Origin of the sequence: Rossellomorea sp. y25 (genome assembly GCF_038049935.1) — a bacterium.
GTDB lineage: Bacteria > Bacillota > Bacilli > Bacillales > Bacillaceae_B > Rossellomorea.
Genome location: NZ_CP145886.1, coordinates 196,223 through 209,815, shown reverse-complemented (window position 1 = coordinate 209,815; position 13,593 = coordinate 196,223). Strand labels below are relative to the sequence as shown.

Genomic DNA, 13,593 nt, shown 5'->3' with positions numbered 1-13,593 from the left:
CATACCCAAATAAAAAAACATTATCCGAATAGACCGAAATATATTATTTCAGAATAATTTATTTAACTCTACTTTATACCCGCCTCATTGAAAAAACCCTTAATTATTATGACAAAATAGTTCGCCCTCCTAAATACCTAACTGGTAATATTTTAATATTCAGATAATAACTTGACTTTTATTTTAAATTTTCAGATAATGTTAAGCGTAACCGACACAAATTTCTGAGGGGGTTATCATGGATATTTTAAACAATTTAGTCACGGAAGCAAATTCAATATTATGGGGATATATTTTAATAGGCGTACTCCTCATTTTAGGATTATACTTCACAATCGGATCTAAATTCGTTCAAATTCGCCACTTTGGTGAAATGCTTCGACTATTAGGTGATAAAGACGTGGTAGAGGCGGAAGGGGAAAAGCAAATATCATCCCTGCAAGCATTCTTTATTGGAGCAGGTACTCGAATTGGTACAGGTAATTTAGCAGGAGTAGCCATTGCCTTAGCAATTGGGGGACCTGGAGCGGTCTTCTGGATGTGGCTTGTTGCCATTCTGGGAGGAGCCAGCGCCTTTGTCGAAAGTACATTGGCCCAGATTTATAAAGAAAAAGATAAAGTTGGATTCAAGGGCGGCCCTGGCTACTATATGAAGAAACAACTGGGCAAGCCCTGGATGAGTTCGATCTTTGCTGTCACCATCATCCTTTCCTTTGGGACAACCTTTAACGCCGTTCAAAGTAACACCATCGCAACAGCTTTCAGTAACTCATTCGGAATCAATACGTTTGTTATCGGAATTGTGTTAGCTGGTTTGACTGCACTCATCATCTTCGGGGGCGTTAAACGTATAGCGACCTTTTCTTCCATTATTGTTCCGATCATGGCGGTCTTCTATATTGTTTTAGCCTTGTTTGTAGTCATTACGAATATTACGGAAATGCCGGGAGTCATTGCACTTATTTTTAAAAGTGCCTTTGGATTTGAACAAGTGGTCGGTGGTGGAATTGGTGCCGCGATTATGAACGGTGTAAAGCGCGGACTATTCTCCAATGAAGCCGGTATGGGTAGCGCGCCGAATGCTGCCGCTACAGCATCTGTTTCTCACCCGGTCAAACAAGGGTTCATTCAAGCACTTGGGGTATTCTTTGATACGCTGCTCGTTTGTTCTGCAACCGCGTTTATCATCTTAACTTCAGATGCGTACGGTTCCGGGCTGACGGGTATCGAGCTATCTCAAGCAGCCATGTCTGAGCACTTTAACTCATGGGCTGGTATTTTCTTAGCGATTGCCATTTTCACCTTTGCCTTTAGTTCCATCATTGGAAGCTATTACTACGGGGAAGCCAATCTTCCATTCATTAATAATAGTAAGACTGGACTTCTGATTTATCGCCTCATTGCTTTAGGAATGGTGATCTTCGGTTCTGTTGCAAGCCTTGATATTGTTTGGAGCTTAGCGGACTTTTCCATGGCATTGATGGCTCTTACCAACTTGATTGCCATCGGTATTTTAGCACCAATTGCCTTTAAAGCATTGGACAACTATATGAGTCAGCGTCGACAAGGATTGGACCCGATCTTCTATGCAGATGACATCCCAGGTTTAAAGGGTGTCGAAAGCTGGCCTACCCGTGGGCGCGAGATGACTAAAAAAGCTGTGAATGAATAAAGATTCCCACCGAACAGAGCAGGCTGACAGTCTGCTCTGTTTTTCTTTGTCATTTTTTTCTATTCCATTCTCAGGTATACTACTTATAGAAAGCTAGTTAAAGGAGCCTTACATATTATGAGTATCCTATCTACTCTTCTAGGGGTTTTATTTGTTCTTAACCTGGTCCTCGCGGGCGTCATCATCTTCCTCGAACGAAAAGATGCCGGTGCGACATGGGCCTGGCTTATGGTTCTGTTTTTCATTCCCCTTCTCGGCTTTATTCTCTATTTAATCTTCGGTCAGAACTTAAGCAGAAAGCGATTATTCGACTGGGAAGATATGAAGAAAATCGGCATTGATGATTTAATTCAAAAGCAAATACATTCTCTGAAAGAACACCGCTTCCCTTTTATAAATGAGACGTCCGCTCATTATCAGGACCTTATTTATATGCATCTCCTGAATAATGAAGCTCTTTTGACTCAGGATAACGAAGTACAAATGTTCACCCATGGGGAGGACAAATTTGAATCCTTATTAGAAGACATGGAAGCAGCACAGGATCATATTCATCTTCAGTATTATATCTTTAAGAAAGATCACTTAGGTAAGCGCATCCTGGAGAAACTTACTGAAAAAGCAAAACAAGGTGTTAAGATCCGGGTTTTATATGATGAAATGGGCTCCCGGCGGACAAGAAGAAGCTTCTTTAAAGAACTTCTCGCTGCAGGCGGGGAAGTGGCTGTGTTTTTCCCTTCGAAAATTCCCTTTATCAATCTCCGACTAAACTATCGTAACCATCGAAAGCTCGTGATTATCGATGGGAAGATCGGGTACGTAGGCGGTTTTAACATTGGGGATGAATATCTGGGCTTGAATCCTAAGTTCGGTTATTGGCGGGATACTCACTTGCGGATTGTCGGGAGCTCTTCACTTGCCATGCAAACCCGGTTTATTCTTGATTGGAATCAAGCCAGCCGTTCGAAGAAGATTGCCTATGATTTACGATACTTTCCACAGTCTTCCTTTACCGGTCATGCCGGTGTCCAAATTGTGACATGCGGTCCTGACTCTGAATGGGAGCAGATAAAAAATGGATATATTAAGATGATTTCTTCAGCGAAGAAGTCCATTTATATTCAAACCCCTTATTTCATCCCGGACGTGAGCCTGTTGGATTCATTAAGGATTGCCGCGCTTACGGGGGTGGATGTACGCATTATGATTCCAAACATGCCTGACCATTTATTTGTCTATTGGGCGACTTATTCCTATATCGGGGAATTACTGAAGGCAGGAGTGAGGATTTATATTTATGATAATGGCTTCATACATGCCAAAACCATTGTAGTGGATGACACCATTTCTTCTGTCGGTACAGCCAATATCGATGTACGAAGCTTTCGCCTGAACTTTGAGGTTAATGCCTTTTTATATGACCAGGCACTTTCTGAAAAATTGAGCGTTGTGTTTTGCAAGGATATTGATAATAGTAGGGAATTGACGCTCAAGGAGTATAACGAAAGACCTATAAAGATCAAAGTGAAAGAATCGGTTTCAAGGCTCCTTTCCCCAATCTTATAGAAGTGGTATTTGGACATTGCCATGAGTACGTTGAAGAAGGCATAATAGAGGGTATAATGCGTCAAATCAGAGAGGGATGAAATCATGAGTGTACACAAAGACATTACAAAGCATTCAAGTAAACAAAATCAATTGGTACAACAGTTTATGATATTAGATGAGCGTAGAGAAAAAGCGATCGACGAAGCTGTTGAGCTGTGTTTGGCTGAACAACCGTTTACAACGGATAAGATTAATCAGGTGACCAATGAAATCAACGCCCTTGCCCGTCAAGGTGTCGTGCCGCAGAGAAAGCTTGTCACCACTGGAATGGTTGAGGAATATGTAAACAGCAAATTAAAATAAAAAAGATCCTAATACGTCTTTAGCCATGCTACTGGTCTAGGCGTGTTAGGATCTTTTTCTTTGCAGATGAAGTTTAGGCTTTTAATGCGCTATTCCACCCATCATATACAAATACAGGTTGTGAATCATTTTCAGCTCTTTCAATGACGACATAGTTTTTATGTGCCACTACGGTTTGATCATCTGGTAAATCCAGCTTTTTTGCCACATTTTTATCCATTTTGACGATGACCGTATTTTCTCTAAGAGTGGTCACCACACCATTGATGACATTCTTCTTTCTTTTAAATTGCACGGTATCTCCAAGGTTAGCATTATCTTTTGAGTAGACGAATGTATTCTCCATTTTAAAATCCCCTTTTCTATAGATTAGACGCTATTTTTATTGGTATTTTACAATTGTCGTATATGAATTGATGCATTTATGAGATTGCTTTTGAATATCTTATCCTACTTGTACCACAATTCAAGATGATCAAAACCTTTTAATGTTACTTTTTTGAAGACTGATGTTCTCTGCCGTTTCGTTTTTCAGGTTTTTTATTCTGTTGATTGCAAAGCCTCCCGGTCGGTTACCGTGACTTTGAATACATACGCTTTGTCTGCTTCCAGGATTCCTCCTGAAGGCTTACCATTTTCATCAAGGGATAACCCTGAAATTTGACCATCTTGCGTTCCGGCAATCGCATACAAATATATGGGCTGCCCTTTTTCTAAAGTGGTTTTTGTTGAAAGAAGACTAGCAAAGGTATAACCACCAGAAACGAAATCATTCATCATGGTAAACGTTCCACCTTCACTGCCATGTATAAACTTTAACTTTTCCTCATCATCTGAAGTAAATCCAAAGGATAAGAGAGAATGCTTGAATAGGTGCTCCATTTGATTAGAAGAAAAAGGCTCGTTCTCCACTTGTTTGCCATTTTCATATACCTCAATCGTTTTTTGCAGATCATCCTCTTCTCCAAGACTTCCGTCTAACTCAAAATATTGAATATCCTGAATCCCGGTGAACATAATCAGCTCTTTTTCTTTTGCATTTAATTTATAAGGTTTAATCGTGAGTTCTGTCTTGTTTGATCGGTCTTTTTGATATGTCTGCTCAGGTGTACATGCTGTAAGTAAAAGGAAAATTCCTATTATGAAAACCCCTGTGATCCTCATTATGTCATCACCCACAAAATTTTCTGCTTCTATATACTATTACACGCAGACATAGGTAAATCCTTCCTTTATTTTAATTTATTTAAATTTTCTAACAAATAAAAAAGGCATCTAGGAGAGAGACTCTCATTAGACGCCTTGAAATAACATATTAATATGCAAGTGCATTCTTCTTTTCTTCTTTCATGAGAACGAAGCAAAGGAAAATACCTAATAGGGATAGGACTGCGAAGAATAAGTACACCGTGTAAATGGAGTACGTTTCATAGATAAAACCGCCAACAAAGGTACTGAACCAATTCCCCAGTCCGTTTCCGATTGCTGAATATACCGTAACGGCTGTTGCTGTAATGTGGGAAGGCGTGATTTCTTTAATGTAACGTAAGCCCGCCGGAATGAATAACCCAATGGCAAGTCCTTGCATCACAGCCGATGAATAGACCAGCCAAAGACTAGGTTCCGTAAAGTAAAAGAGCCAGCGGAGCATGGACGCAGCACCTGCTAACGCAGCCACCGTTAATAGTCCGAATTTATCAATCCATCCCCCGGCAATCCTCATAAAGGGCACTTCTGATAAAACGGCGATTAAAAACGCAAGACCGATTCCGGCATACGTCCCCCCAGAATCCTCAACAAATAAGCCGAAGTAAACATTATTGGCCAGGTTTGGACCGAATACTAAGAAGGTTACAGCTAAGAAAATGAGGAATTTCTTCATTGTAAATAATTCTTTCATCCCTGCTTTTAAATCAAGCTTTGCTGCCGCTCTCTCCTTAGGAAACCGAAAGGAAAGGAATCCTGAAAGTACCAGACAGATAAAGAAAGAGTAAAAGATGATGGTGGGTCCGATGAAACCTTCCGAAAGTTTCCCCATTATAAAGACAGCAATCCCGAAGCCCAATGAACCGAACAGACGGATATTTCCGTAGTTATACCGGACTTTACTTGTATACTTCAAGCTAATACTATCGGAAACCGGAATGATTGCACTTTGAAAGATTGCAACTAAAATGGCCACGATAAGCAGACCATAGTAAAAGTCCATAAACAAATAACCGAGTGCAAAGATCCCAGCCACTAAAGAGGTTAAACCAAGAACCAAGGTGGGACGATTGGTCGTGTCACTCACCATTCCCCAAATCGGCTGGAAGAAAATCGTCATGATCGGACCTACAGACATGATCGTTCCAATCTGATATCCGTTTAATCCAACGCTTTCACTCAAATACACACTGAGTAAGGGATATAAACTACCAACACCGAAGAACGTTAATAAATAAAATCCTTGTAAGGTAAAAATTTGATTTCGTACAGTTCTTTCCACTACCGTATCCCCCAGATGTTTTTTGTCTTCCTTATAGTAGACCTTGAACGTTCAATTGTCTATGAGTTTATACCTTATTATGGATAAAGTCATGCATTTTTAGAGCTTTGAATGTTTCGTCCAGCTACGGCGGCTAGCCCCTCGAGGTCATAAGCCAATAACGCCATAAAGGCAAAAGGCGCCTTTCCGGCGTTCTCGTCTTATGCTTGTCGGGCCTGAGCGAACCGCCTCCGCTTTTGTTTCGGCCAGCTACGGCGGCTAGTCCCTCGAGGTCATAAGCCAATAACACCATAAAGGCAAAAGGCGCCTTTCCGGCGTTCTCGTCTTATGCTTGTCGGGCCTGAGCGAGCCGCCTCCGCTTTTGTTTCAAAAATTCCCGTTTGACTTTTTTGAGTAAACCCTTTAAAGTATGGAAGTATATTTTAAATCAACTAAATAACATATCTTCTTATCCAGAGAGACGGAGGGACTGGCCCTGCGATGTCTCGGCAGCGGACTCAGGCTTTGAGTGCTGTGCCACATCCAGCAAGCGTAAAGCTTGAAAGATAAGAGGAGTGTTTCGTTCTATTGAAACCTCTTCTTATTTTTGAAGAGGTTTTTTGTATTTTACGAAATTGAACAATGACAAAGGAGTGTTAGGAATGAATCAAGAAAAAGGAAATTTATTGGCATTACTGCCTTTAATTATATTTGTTTCTCTGTTCCTTGGAGCAGGCATCATTTCTGGAGACTTTTATGCTTTTCCTGTATTAGTATCAATTATCATTGCATCCGTTGTAGGTCTGTTGATGAACCGGAAAGAGACGTTAACGGCTAAGATTGAGCGTTTCGCTAAAGGAGCCGGTCATCCTGATATCATGATCATGGTCTTTATCTTCCTTTTAGCAGGAGCTTTTTCAGGAGTAGCTGAAAAGATGGGAGCTGTTGATTCTACCGTAAACTTTGCCCTTTCCGTGCTGCCTGGTAACTTGATTATTGTAGGATTATTCATTATCGCTGCTTTCATTTCGTTATCGATGGGAACATCCATGGGGACGATCGCAGCACTCGCGCCAATCGGTGTCGGGATTAGTTCAGGAACAGATATTTCCATGCCGCTTGCCATGGCAACAGTCATTGGAGGAGCGATGTTCGGAGATAACTTATCATTTATTTCTGATACGACAATCGCAGCCGTTCGTACACAGAAAACGGAAATGAAGGATAAATTTAAAGTCAACTTTTTCATTGTATTACCTGCGGCAATCATCACAATGGTGATTCTTCTTGTTCTTACTATGGGGAATCAATCGACTGTCGGAGCGGAAAGCTTTAATTGGATTAAAATCCTGCCTTACCTTGGAGTGATCATCGGTGCTCTTGCAGGACTAAATGTGTTTGTTGTATTGTTAGGCGGAATTGTTTTAGCCGGAATTATTGGATTCATTGATGGAAGCTTTACCCCGGCAAGTTATTTCGGGAGTGTAGCCGATGGGATGACTGGCATGGCAGAGATTGTAATCCTTTCTGTACTGATTGGCGGGGTTGTTGAACTAATCCGTCATAACGGCGGGATTCAGGCTTTACTTTATCACGCCACCCGCAAAATCAAGTCTCCTCAGGGAGCACAGCTTGCTACAGCAGGATTAGTGAGTTCTACTAATCTTTGCACAGCAAACAACACGATTTCGATCATCATTGCCGGCCCCCTTGCTAAAACAATTAGTGAAAACTATGGAGTTGACGCCCGTAAATCAGCCAGTATCCTTGATATTTTCTCTTGTTCCGTTCAAGGGTTAATTCCATACGGAGCGCAGGCTCTGTTAGTGGCTGAAGTGGCAGGCATATCACCGATCAGCATTATCCCATATGCCTTCTACCCGATCTTAATTGCTGTTTGCGGCATTATTGCCATTCGATTTGCACTACCAAAATTCACACGCAAAACAGCACCTGACGCAAACCCGGTGCGATCTTAATAAATGAGAGTAGAGAGACAAATCCTTTGGGGTTTGTCTCTTTTTTTCGAAAAGAGAGTTATCACGGTAGGTTGATGAACGAAAATAACAAATATAGGAGACGAATTAAATCATTTCGGCAAATCTTCTTTGATTTTTATTCAAACTTGGACTTTTTTGTGTTGTTGGTTAAAAATTTTCCACTTCATCAGCACATTCCCATAAAAACCCCCAATTTTGCCTTTTAAACCTTAATTGTAGGGCCGTGGATATTTTTGTTGTGCCACTTTCGAGGAAACTTGTGCCACTCTCATCCAAAATTGTGCCACTTTTGCAGTTTATTGTGCCAAATTGTGAATACCGCTAATCATTATTGTTTACAGCCCAAAATTCAAAAAGCAGATCCCCTTCCAGGAATCTGCTTTCTTTTTATAATAAATCATTTACATGATAAAGCTTACCACTTTCAAGTTCGCTTTCTGTCACAAGCTTGACCAGTGCATCTGCCACCGTATCTGTTTCACGAAGCATGCCTTCCTCTTTATATCGCTGAAATGCTTCTACATCGACAAAGGCTTCTTTAGAGGATGAACGGATTTCTCCTTGCATATCCGTATTCATCACACCCGGGCTGAAGGCAATCGCTTGATGGCGGCTATGCTTTTTAGAAAGCTCTAAGCTTATGGTTTCTGTCAGCATGTTCACACCGGCTTTGGTTGCGCAGTACGTGCTCCATCCGTAAACAGGGCGACTTCCTGCTCCTGAGCTGATATTGATCATGATCATCTTCGAGTCAGAACCCCGTGCTGCTTTTATCATCTCATTGGTAGAGATCATGGGAGAAAGTAAATTCACATGCACACTCGTTTCGAGAGCTTGGTTTTCTACTTCACCAGACCGATTGATTGGTGTCACCACACCGGCATTATGGACAACATAGACTCTGTCCGGTTGATATCCGAATACCTTCGTCCCCACTTCACGGAAGACCGCTTCTGTTTCTCCTGATTGTGCAAGATCGCATGGAAAGAAGTCATACGATACCTCTTTTTCCCCGGCAAGCTTTTGCAGTCTTTCGTTATTTGATCTGGAAACATTGATCAACCCTATGCCTTTTTCAATAAATAGCTTGGCGATCGATTCACCTAAGCCTCTTGTTGCTCCCGTTACAATTGCATAATCCATATCGAATCATCTCCTTCTTACCTTCTGATTATAAGGGAGGGTCTTCTTATATCAAATAAATAAGCATTGGTTTAACAGAAGATTTACAAAGAAAGAGCACACCATCAAGGCATGCTCTCATCAATCAAATGATATTCAGGTATTAAATCTGACAGTGGTACAATGGATGCTTTTTTCTCATAAAGTGGAAGAAACTCTTCAAGCATGGTTGCGACCTTGATTCCTGTGACCCCGACATGACCTATGGCAATGGTGGAAGTGTCACTGTCCAATTCTTTAGAAAGGAGCTTGGCTTGCTTTCCGATATGCTGGACGGTATAGACATCATCAAAGAATAATTCATTTTCAAGATAGGGAACGTCCAATTCTTTCGCAAGCTTGGGAATGACGCTCTTTCCTGTTGTTTTACTATCCAAATAAAATAAACCCTTTTCCTTGCATACCTCTAAAACGATCCTCATGACCCTCTCATCAGCTGTGGCTTTTGAACCCATATGGTGATTGACGCCTACTGCGTAGGGAACCTCTTCAATCGCCTTTTCTACTCTTTTCCGGATTTCGTCATTTGAAAGTGAAGTGGTGATTGCCCCTGGCCCAAGCCAACTTGCTTTCCCTGACATCGGTTCCATGGGTAGATGGACGATGACCTCATGGCCAAGCCCATGTGCCTTCTCCGCATCTTGCCTTGTTGTGGGCAGAAAGGGCATAACTGCAATCGTCAAGGTGACGGGTAATTTCAGGATTTCTTCTGTTCCCTTCATGTCGTTTCCTAAATCATCAATAACGATTGCGAGTTCATTGTGATGGGCTGGAAGGGGCAGAATGTTTCTTGCAGAAGATGACGCATGAAAAAAGAACGGCAATAGAAAACAGATGAATAGGACTCTCATCTTTCATCACTCCTTTTCCCTTATCATGTCCATTTTGAGGAGTATATACGAAAGAGGTCCGTCCCTGAAGAGAACGCATATAAATTAAGACAGGAAGCTGATTCTTTGCTTCCTGCCTTTTTAGTTTATGAGGTCCGTCCCTCATCCCAGGCTTTGGTTGGACGGTCACTGGGGTAACCGTGGGTTTGGCGGTAGTTTTTTCTTTGGGTGGTGAAGTCCCACCAGTTTTTGGTGGAGTTTGGATTGTTTGCGTGGTGGACGACGCACCTGAGGGAGTCTTCCACGCACGGGTCCATCCAGACGCCGTACTTCTTTTCCAGGTCTATAATGAGGTCTTCCCCTTTTTCATTCTTAATGTCTTCGTATGAATGAAATCCAAGATCTTTAACCACATTATGCGCCATATTCGGTCCGATCGACGGAATTCGTTGGAAAATGGACATGCCTACTAAGTACCGGGCTCTAGCCATAGAGATGTTTAGTTTTTCACTTAACACATCGGGAGACAGTTCGAAGATGTCTCCCAGTCTGATTTTCTCTTTACGAAGTGCCGATCTTTCCTCATCGGTTAGTGGTAATTTAGGACTCTTTCTACTCACTCTCTATCTCTCCCCTCTATCCCTTAAAGGATTGTTGCCGAACCAAATGGAAGTCTTCCACCACTGGACGGTAGGTTTTGTTCTTGACCAGCTCATGTTTATTCTTAATTGGAGTGTTGTTCACCAGTACCCCCACCTTTGTTTGCTGGATTTCCTTCACACCTTGTACAATCAACTGCATGGCGATGATGGCAATCATAAAGGCTGCTAACGGAGCAATGACAATCCAGTACTTTCCGGTCATCAGGGAATCTTTAGTGGAACTGATCAGACCTGACCATTCAAATGTTCCTGATTTCGGAGGATCGGGTACCAGTCCTCCTGTAATGATCGTTCCACCCAGGAACAGATGAAACAATCCCAGGTGCACAAGGATGAGAAGCGTTTGGATAAATTGCTGTCCCCATATAATGAATAGTCGTGGTGCCAGATGTGGGAATAGGTGCGTCCACAGCAAATGCCGATTACTTCCCCCTAAGAGCTTCGCCGACAGGACAAAATCCTGTTTTCCTAATAACTTCAGTTCATTCCCTATTAAAACTGTCGTTAACGGCAGCACAAGAATCGTCAAGACGACAGCTTCAAAAACGAGTCTTTCAAAAATGGAGTGTTCCCATCCCAAAACGGGCAATCCCCAAAGCACAGGTCTTAATAGAAGATACGCAATGAGACTTAAAGGCAGGAAATGAATGGAATCAACCATTCGATCAAGCCAGTTTTTCCTGTTTTCTTTTAAATGAAAATGATAGGCAATACCTAGATAGAATCCACCAATCACCCTTAGGGAAGCGACAACCAGTGCAAATAGGAGGGTATACTTTGCCCCGACAATCAGTTGATCGAGGATGCTATACCCGAAGAAATCGGAGCCTAAGATCATCTCTCCAAATGGTTTATGAGGAGGTGCACTGATGATTCGTCCCTCATCGTTCTTCATAAACTGAATTTGTTTAATCGGCTCTTCTTTCATGACTGGATAAAGGAAACTGATAACAATCAAGAGAAAGATGACACTAAAGCCGATGGCAAACTTCCCATTATGCATATGCTGCCACCAAAGCCGTCTAATCGTAGAAAGCCAGCCCCATATCTTCCATTCATTCCACCTCGTTTTATCCCTTTTATATTTGGAATGATCGACGCTTCCCTCCCGATTAATCCATAGATATACACCTTGATACACAACAAAAAAAGGTGTGTAAATCATCATCAGCGAGATGGCTATGACCATCGGTCTGAAGTCCTGGACGATATAATACGTGATTCCTCTCATATTGAAAATCGTTTCAATGATAAATAAGCTCGACAGCATCCCCCAAATAATCAGCTTTCCATGATAAAACAGGCTTGGAGAAATATTTTTCAGTACGTGGGCAAAGAGGATCCTGCCTTTTGACATTCCCTTACTTTGGGCAAACTCTATATGTGGCTTAAGCATCTCTTCTTCCATAATAAAAAGAAGAATACGAAAGAAAGAGATCATGGGAATAATCGATAATGTGATGATAGGAGCAAGAAAGATCTTTTCATCCCCAAACTCTGTAAATTTCATTAATTCGAAGCCGAAATGCTTTATACCATACACAATGAGAAGCTGGAGCATAAACGCAAACATTAAGTCAGGTACCGTCTCAAATAGGTTTAATACTTTCTTTAGAGAAGACGTAACCCATCGGGGCAAAAACACTGTGAATAGTGTAAGGATGAATGCTATTCCCAGGCCCAAACCCAATGCTCCGCCGATAATCTGCAAAGAATACAGATAAGGTCCCCAAAGCATGTCCAGAAAATCGACGGTTATCCCTTTATAGGAATAGCTCCAATTTTCACGGTCCAAAAATACAAAAACAAATTTAATGAACTCTTCAAAGAATCCGACAAAATTATACAGACCCCTCTCCTTAAATACTTCAGGTGCGATACTCACGGCTAAAATACCAATCAACCCGAGAATATAATAGAACATAAATTTCAGCGGAAATGTGAGAAGCCTCATACCTTGATCCCCTTTTTTCTCTTTTTCCTCAGTTTAATGGAAATGTTAAATATTTTCAATTTTATTTCAATTCCAACAAAACCACTGTAGGTTTCCACGAAAAAAGGTAACTCCCACACTTCAGAGTCACCATTCCATTTAAGCTAATAGTCGACTTGGCCTTCCCAGATAAAAGCCTTGTCCTATTGTAATCCCAATTTCCTCTGCCACTTTCATATCCTGTTTGGTTTCAATTCCTTCTAACACAATTAACGTATCCTTACCGTAAAATTGATTAAAAAAGGACAGGAATCGTTGTTTCTTATCATCTTGAGCCAGATTTAGAGCAAAATAGCGATCCAGCTTAATGATTTCCGGTTCATATTCAATGGATTTCTTGATGGAGGATGTCCCTTGACCAAAGTCATCAATCGCATACCATACTCCATATTGCTTAAGTTCTTTGAGTGACTCTTTTAATAATGGATTCTGCCAGAGTTCCTCCGCACTCGACTCATTAATCTCAAGTACAAGACGCCCCTTAATTTCAGGATGCTTCTTCATGAGGTCATAAAAATAGGTATGAAAGCTTGGGTGAAGAATCGTCGTAATATAAATATTAAGAAATAACTTACAGTTCTTCAATCCATTCTCTGAAAAGCTTTCAAGAGCTTTTGAAATGGATAAGGTATCAAGCTTATATAAGATATTCGCTTTCATGGCAGACTGAAAGACACTTTCAGGGTTTTCGTTATACTTGTTTCGTAACAGGCCCTCATATGCATAGAGGGATTGATGCTTGCCCATTTCATATAAGGGCTGAAAATCATGATAAATATAATCGTTTTGAAAAATAGTAAAGATGTTCATAGGACCCCTATACTCTCTGTTTATTTTTATAGAAGATGTCTAAATGTAAAAAAGCCTTATAAAAAA

Annotated in this window: 12 protein-coding genes and 1 riboswitch; of the genes, 4 read left to right on the top strand and 8 right to left on the bottom strand. The window is 41.2% G+C overall.

Annotated features, from left to right (window positions below; all coding sequences use genetic code 11):
• Positions 1–238: 238 nt before the first annotated feature.
• From AAEM60_RS01150 to AAEM60_RS01140, 3 genes are all read left to right on the top strand, one after another.
• Positions 239–1,672 carry an alanine/glycine:cation symporter family protein gene (locus tag AAEM60_RS01150; RefSeq protein ID WP_299746734.1) on the top strand — a complete coding sequence of 478 codons (1,434 nt, stop codon included), beginning with the start codon at positions 239–241 and terminating at the stop codon, positions 1,670–1,672.
• 117 nt (positions 1,673–1,789) lie between these two features.
• A complete protein-coding gene (gene cls / locus AAEM60_RS01145; RefSeq protein WP_341357242.1) occupies positions 1,790–3,238 on the top strand; it encodes a cardiolipin synthase in 1,449 nt (482 codons plus the stop codon).
• Positions 3,239–3,322: 84 nt separating this feature from the next.
• Positions 3,323–3,583, top strand: coding sequence for a YpbS family protein (locus AAEM60_RS01140; protein ID WP_299746740.1), 261 nt, complete (start codon positions 3,323–3,325; stop codon positions 3,581–3,583).
• Between the two features lie 73 nt (positions 3,584–3,656).
• Here AAEM60_RS01140 and AAEM60_RS01135 read toward each other — a convergent pair whose 3' ends face one another.
• From AAEM60_RS01135 to AAEM60_RS01125, 3 genes are all read right to left on the bottom strand, one after another.
• The gene (locus tag AAEM60_RS01135) at positions 3,657–3,929 is read right to left on the bottom strand and encodes a DUF2187 family protein (RefSeq protein WP_299746742.1); all 273 of its coding nucleotides are present in this window, start codon (positions 3,927–3,929) and stop codon (positions 3,657–3,659) included.
• Between the two features lie 194 nt (positions 3,930–4,123).
• Positions 4,124–4,747, bottom strand: a complete 624-nt coding sequence (locus AAEM60_RS01130; protein ID WP_299746745.1) for a hypothetical protein — start codon at positions 4,745–4,747, stop codon at positions 4,124–4,126.
• A 151-nt stretch (positions 4,748–4,898) separates the two neighbouring features.
• Positions 4,899–6,071: an MFS transporter gene (locus AAEM60_RS01125; protein WP_341357241.1), complete on the bottom strand. Its 1,173-nt coding sequence runs from the start codon at positions 6,069–6,071 to the stop codon at positions 4,899–4,901.
• Between the two features lie 445 nt (positions 6,072–6,516).
• Positions 6,517–6,623, top strand: a riboswitch (SAM riboswitch).
• Positions 6,624–6,712: 89 nt separating this feature from the next.
• Between AAEM60_RS01125 and AAEM60_RS01120 the strand changes: the two genes are divergently transcribed.
• Positions 6,713–8,029 (top strand): Na+/H+ antiporter NhaC family protein, encoded by a 1,317-nt coding sequence (locus tag AAEM60_RS01120; RefSeq protein ID WP_299746910.1) that lies wholly within the window; start codon positions 6,713–6,715, stop codon positions 8,027–8,029.
• Positions 8,030–8,437: 408 nt separating this feature from the next.
• Here the strand turns inward: AAEM60_RS01120 and AAEM60_RS01115 are convergent, their stop codons facing one another.
• From AAEM60_RS01115 to AAEM60_RS01095, 5 genes are all read right to left on the bottom strand, one after another.
• Positions 8,438–9,193: a (S)-benzoin forming benzil reductase gene (locus AAEM60_RS01115; protein WP_299746913.1), complete on the bottom strand. Its 756-nt coding sequence runs from the start codon at positions 9,191–9,193 to the stop codon at positions 8,438–8,440.
• Between the two features lie 104 nt (positions 9,194–9,297).
• A complete protein-coding gene (locus AAEM60_RS01110; RefSeq protein ID WP_299746916.1) occupies positions 9,298–10,083 on the bottom strand; it encodes a divergent polysaccharide deacetylase family protein in 786 nt (261 codons plus the stop codon).
• A gap of 125 nt (positions 10,084–10,208) precedes the next feature.
• Positions 10,209–10,682: a helix-hairpin-helix domain-containing protein gene (locus AAEM60_RS01105; protein WP_299746919.1), complete on the bottom strand. Its 474-nt coding sequence runs from the start codon at positions 10,680–10,682 to the stop codon at positions 10,209–10,211.
• 16 nt (positions 10,683–10,698) lie between these two features.
• Entirely contained in the window at positions 10,699–12,678 is a 1,980-nt protein-coding gene (locus tag AAEM60_RS01100; protein WP_341357240.1) for an ABC transporter permease subunit, read from the bottom strand.
• A gap of 138 nt (positions 12,679–12,816) precedes the next feature.
• The gene (locus tag AAEM60_RS01095) at positions 12,817–13,527 is read right to left on the bottom strand and encodes an EAL domain-containing protein (protein WP_299746925.1); all 711 of its coding nucleotides are present in this window, start codon (positions 13,525–13,527) and stop codon (positions 12,817–12,819) included.
• Positions 13,528–13,593 lie beyond the last annotated feature (66 nt).

Excerpts from the sequence above, each read along its gene's own strand:
- AAEM60_RS01150 (WP_299746734.1), top strand. The coding sequence starts at position 239 with ATGGATATTTTAAACAATTTAGTCACGGAAGCAAATTCAATATTATGG.
- AAEM60_RS01135 (WP_299746742.1), bottom strand. The coding sequence starts at position 3,929 with ATGGAGAATACATTCGTCTACTCAAAAGATAATGCTAACCTTGGAGAT.
- cls (WP_341357242.1), top strand. The coding sequence starts at position 1,790 with ATGAGTATCCTATCTACTCTTCTAGGGGTTTTATTTGTTCTTAACCTG.
- AAEM60_RS01140 (WP_299746740.1), top strand. The coding sequence starts at position 3,323 with ATGAGTGTACACAAAGACATTACAAAGCATTCAAGTAAACAAAATCAA.
- AAEM60_RS01120 (WP_299746910.1), top strand. The coding sequence starts at position 6,713 with ATGAATCAAGAAAAAGGAAATTTATTGGCATTACTGCCTTTAATTATA.
- AAEM60_RS01100 (WP_341357240.1), bottom strand. The coding sequence starts at position 12,678 with ATGAGGCTTCTCACATTTCCGCTGAAATTTATGTTCTATTATATTCTC.
- AAEM60_RS01115 (WP_299746913.1), bottom strand. The coding sequence starts at position 9,193 with ATGGATTATGCAATTGTAACGGGAGCAACAAGAGGCTTAGGTGAATCG.
- AAEM60_RS01110 (WP_299746916.1), bottom strand. The coding sequence starts at position 10,083 with ATGAGAGTCCTATTCATCTGTTTTCTATTGCCGTTCTTTTTTCATGCG.
- AAEM60_RS01130 (WP_299746745.1), bottom strand. The coding sequence starts at position 4,747 with ATGAGGATCACAGGGGTTTTCATAATAGGAATTTTCCTTTTACTTACA.
- AAEM60_RS01095 (WP_299746925.1), bottom strand. The coding sequence starts at position 13,527 with ATGAACATCTTTACTATTTTTCAAAACGATTATATTTATCATGATTTT.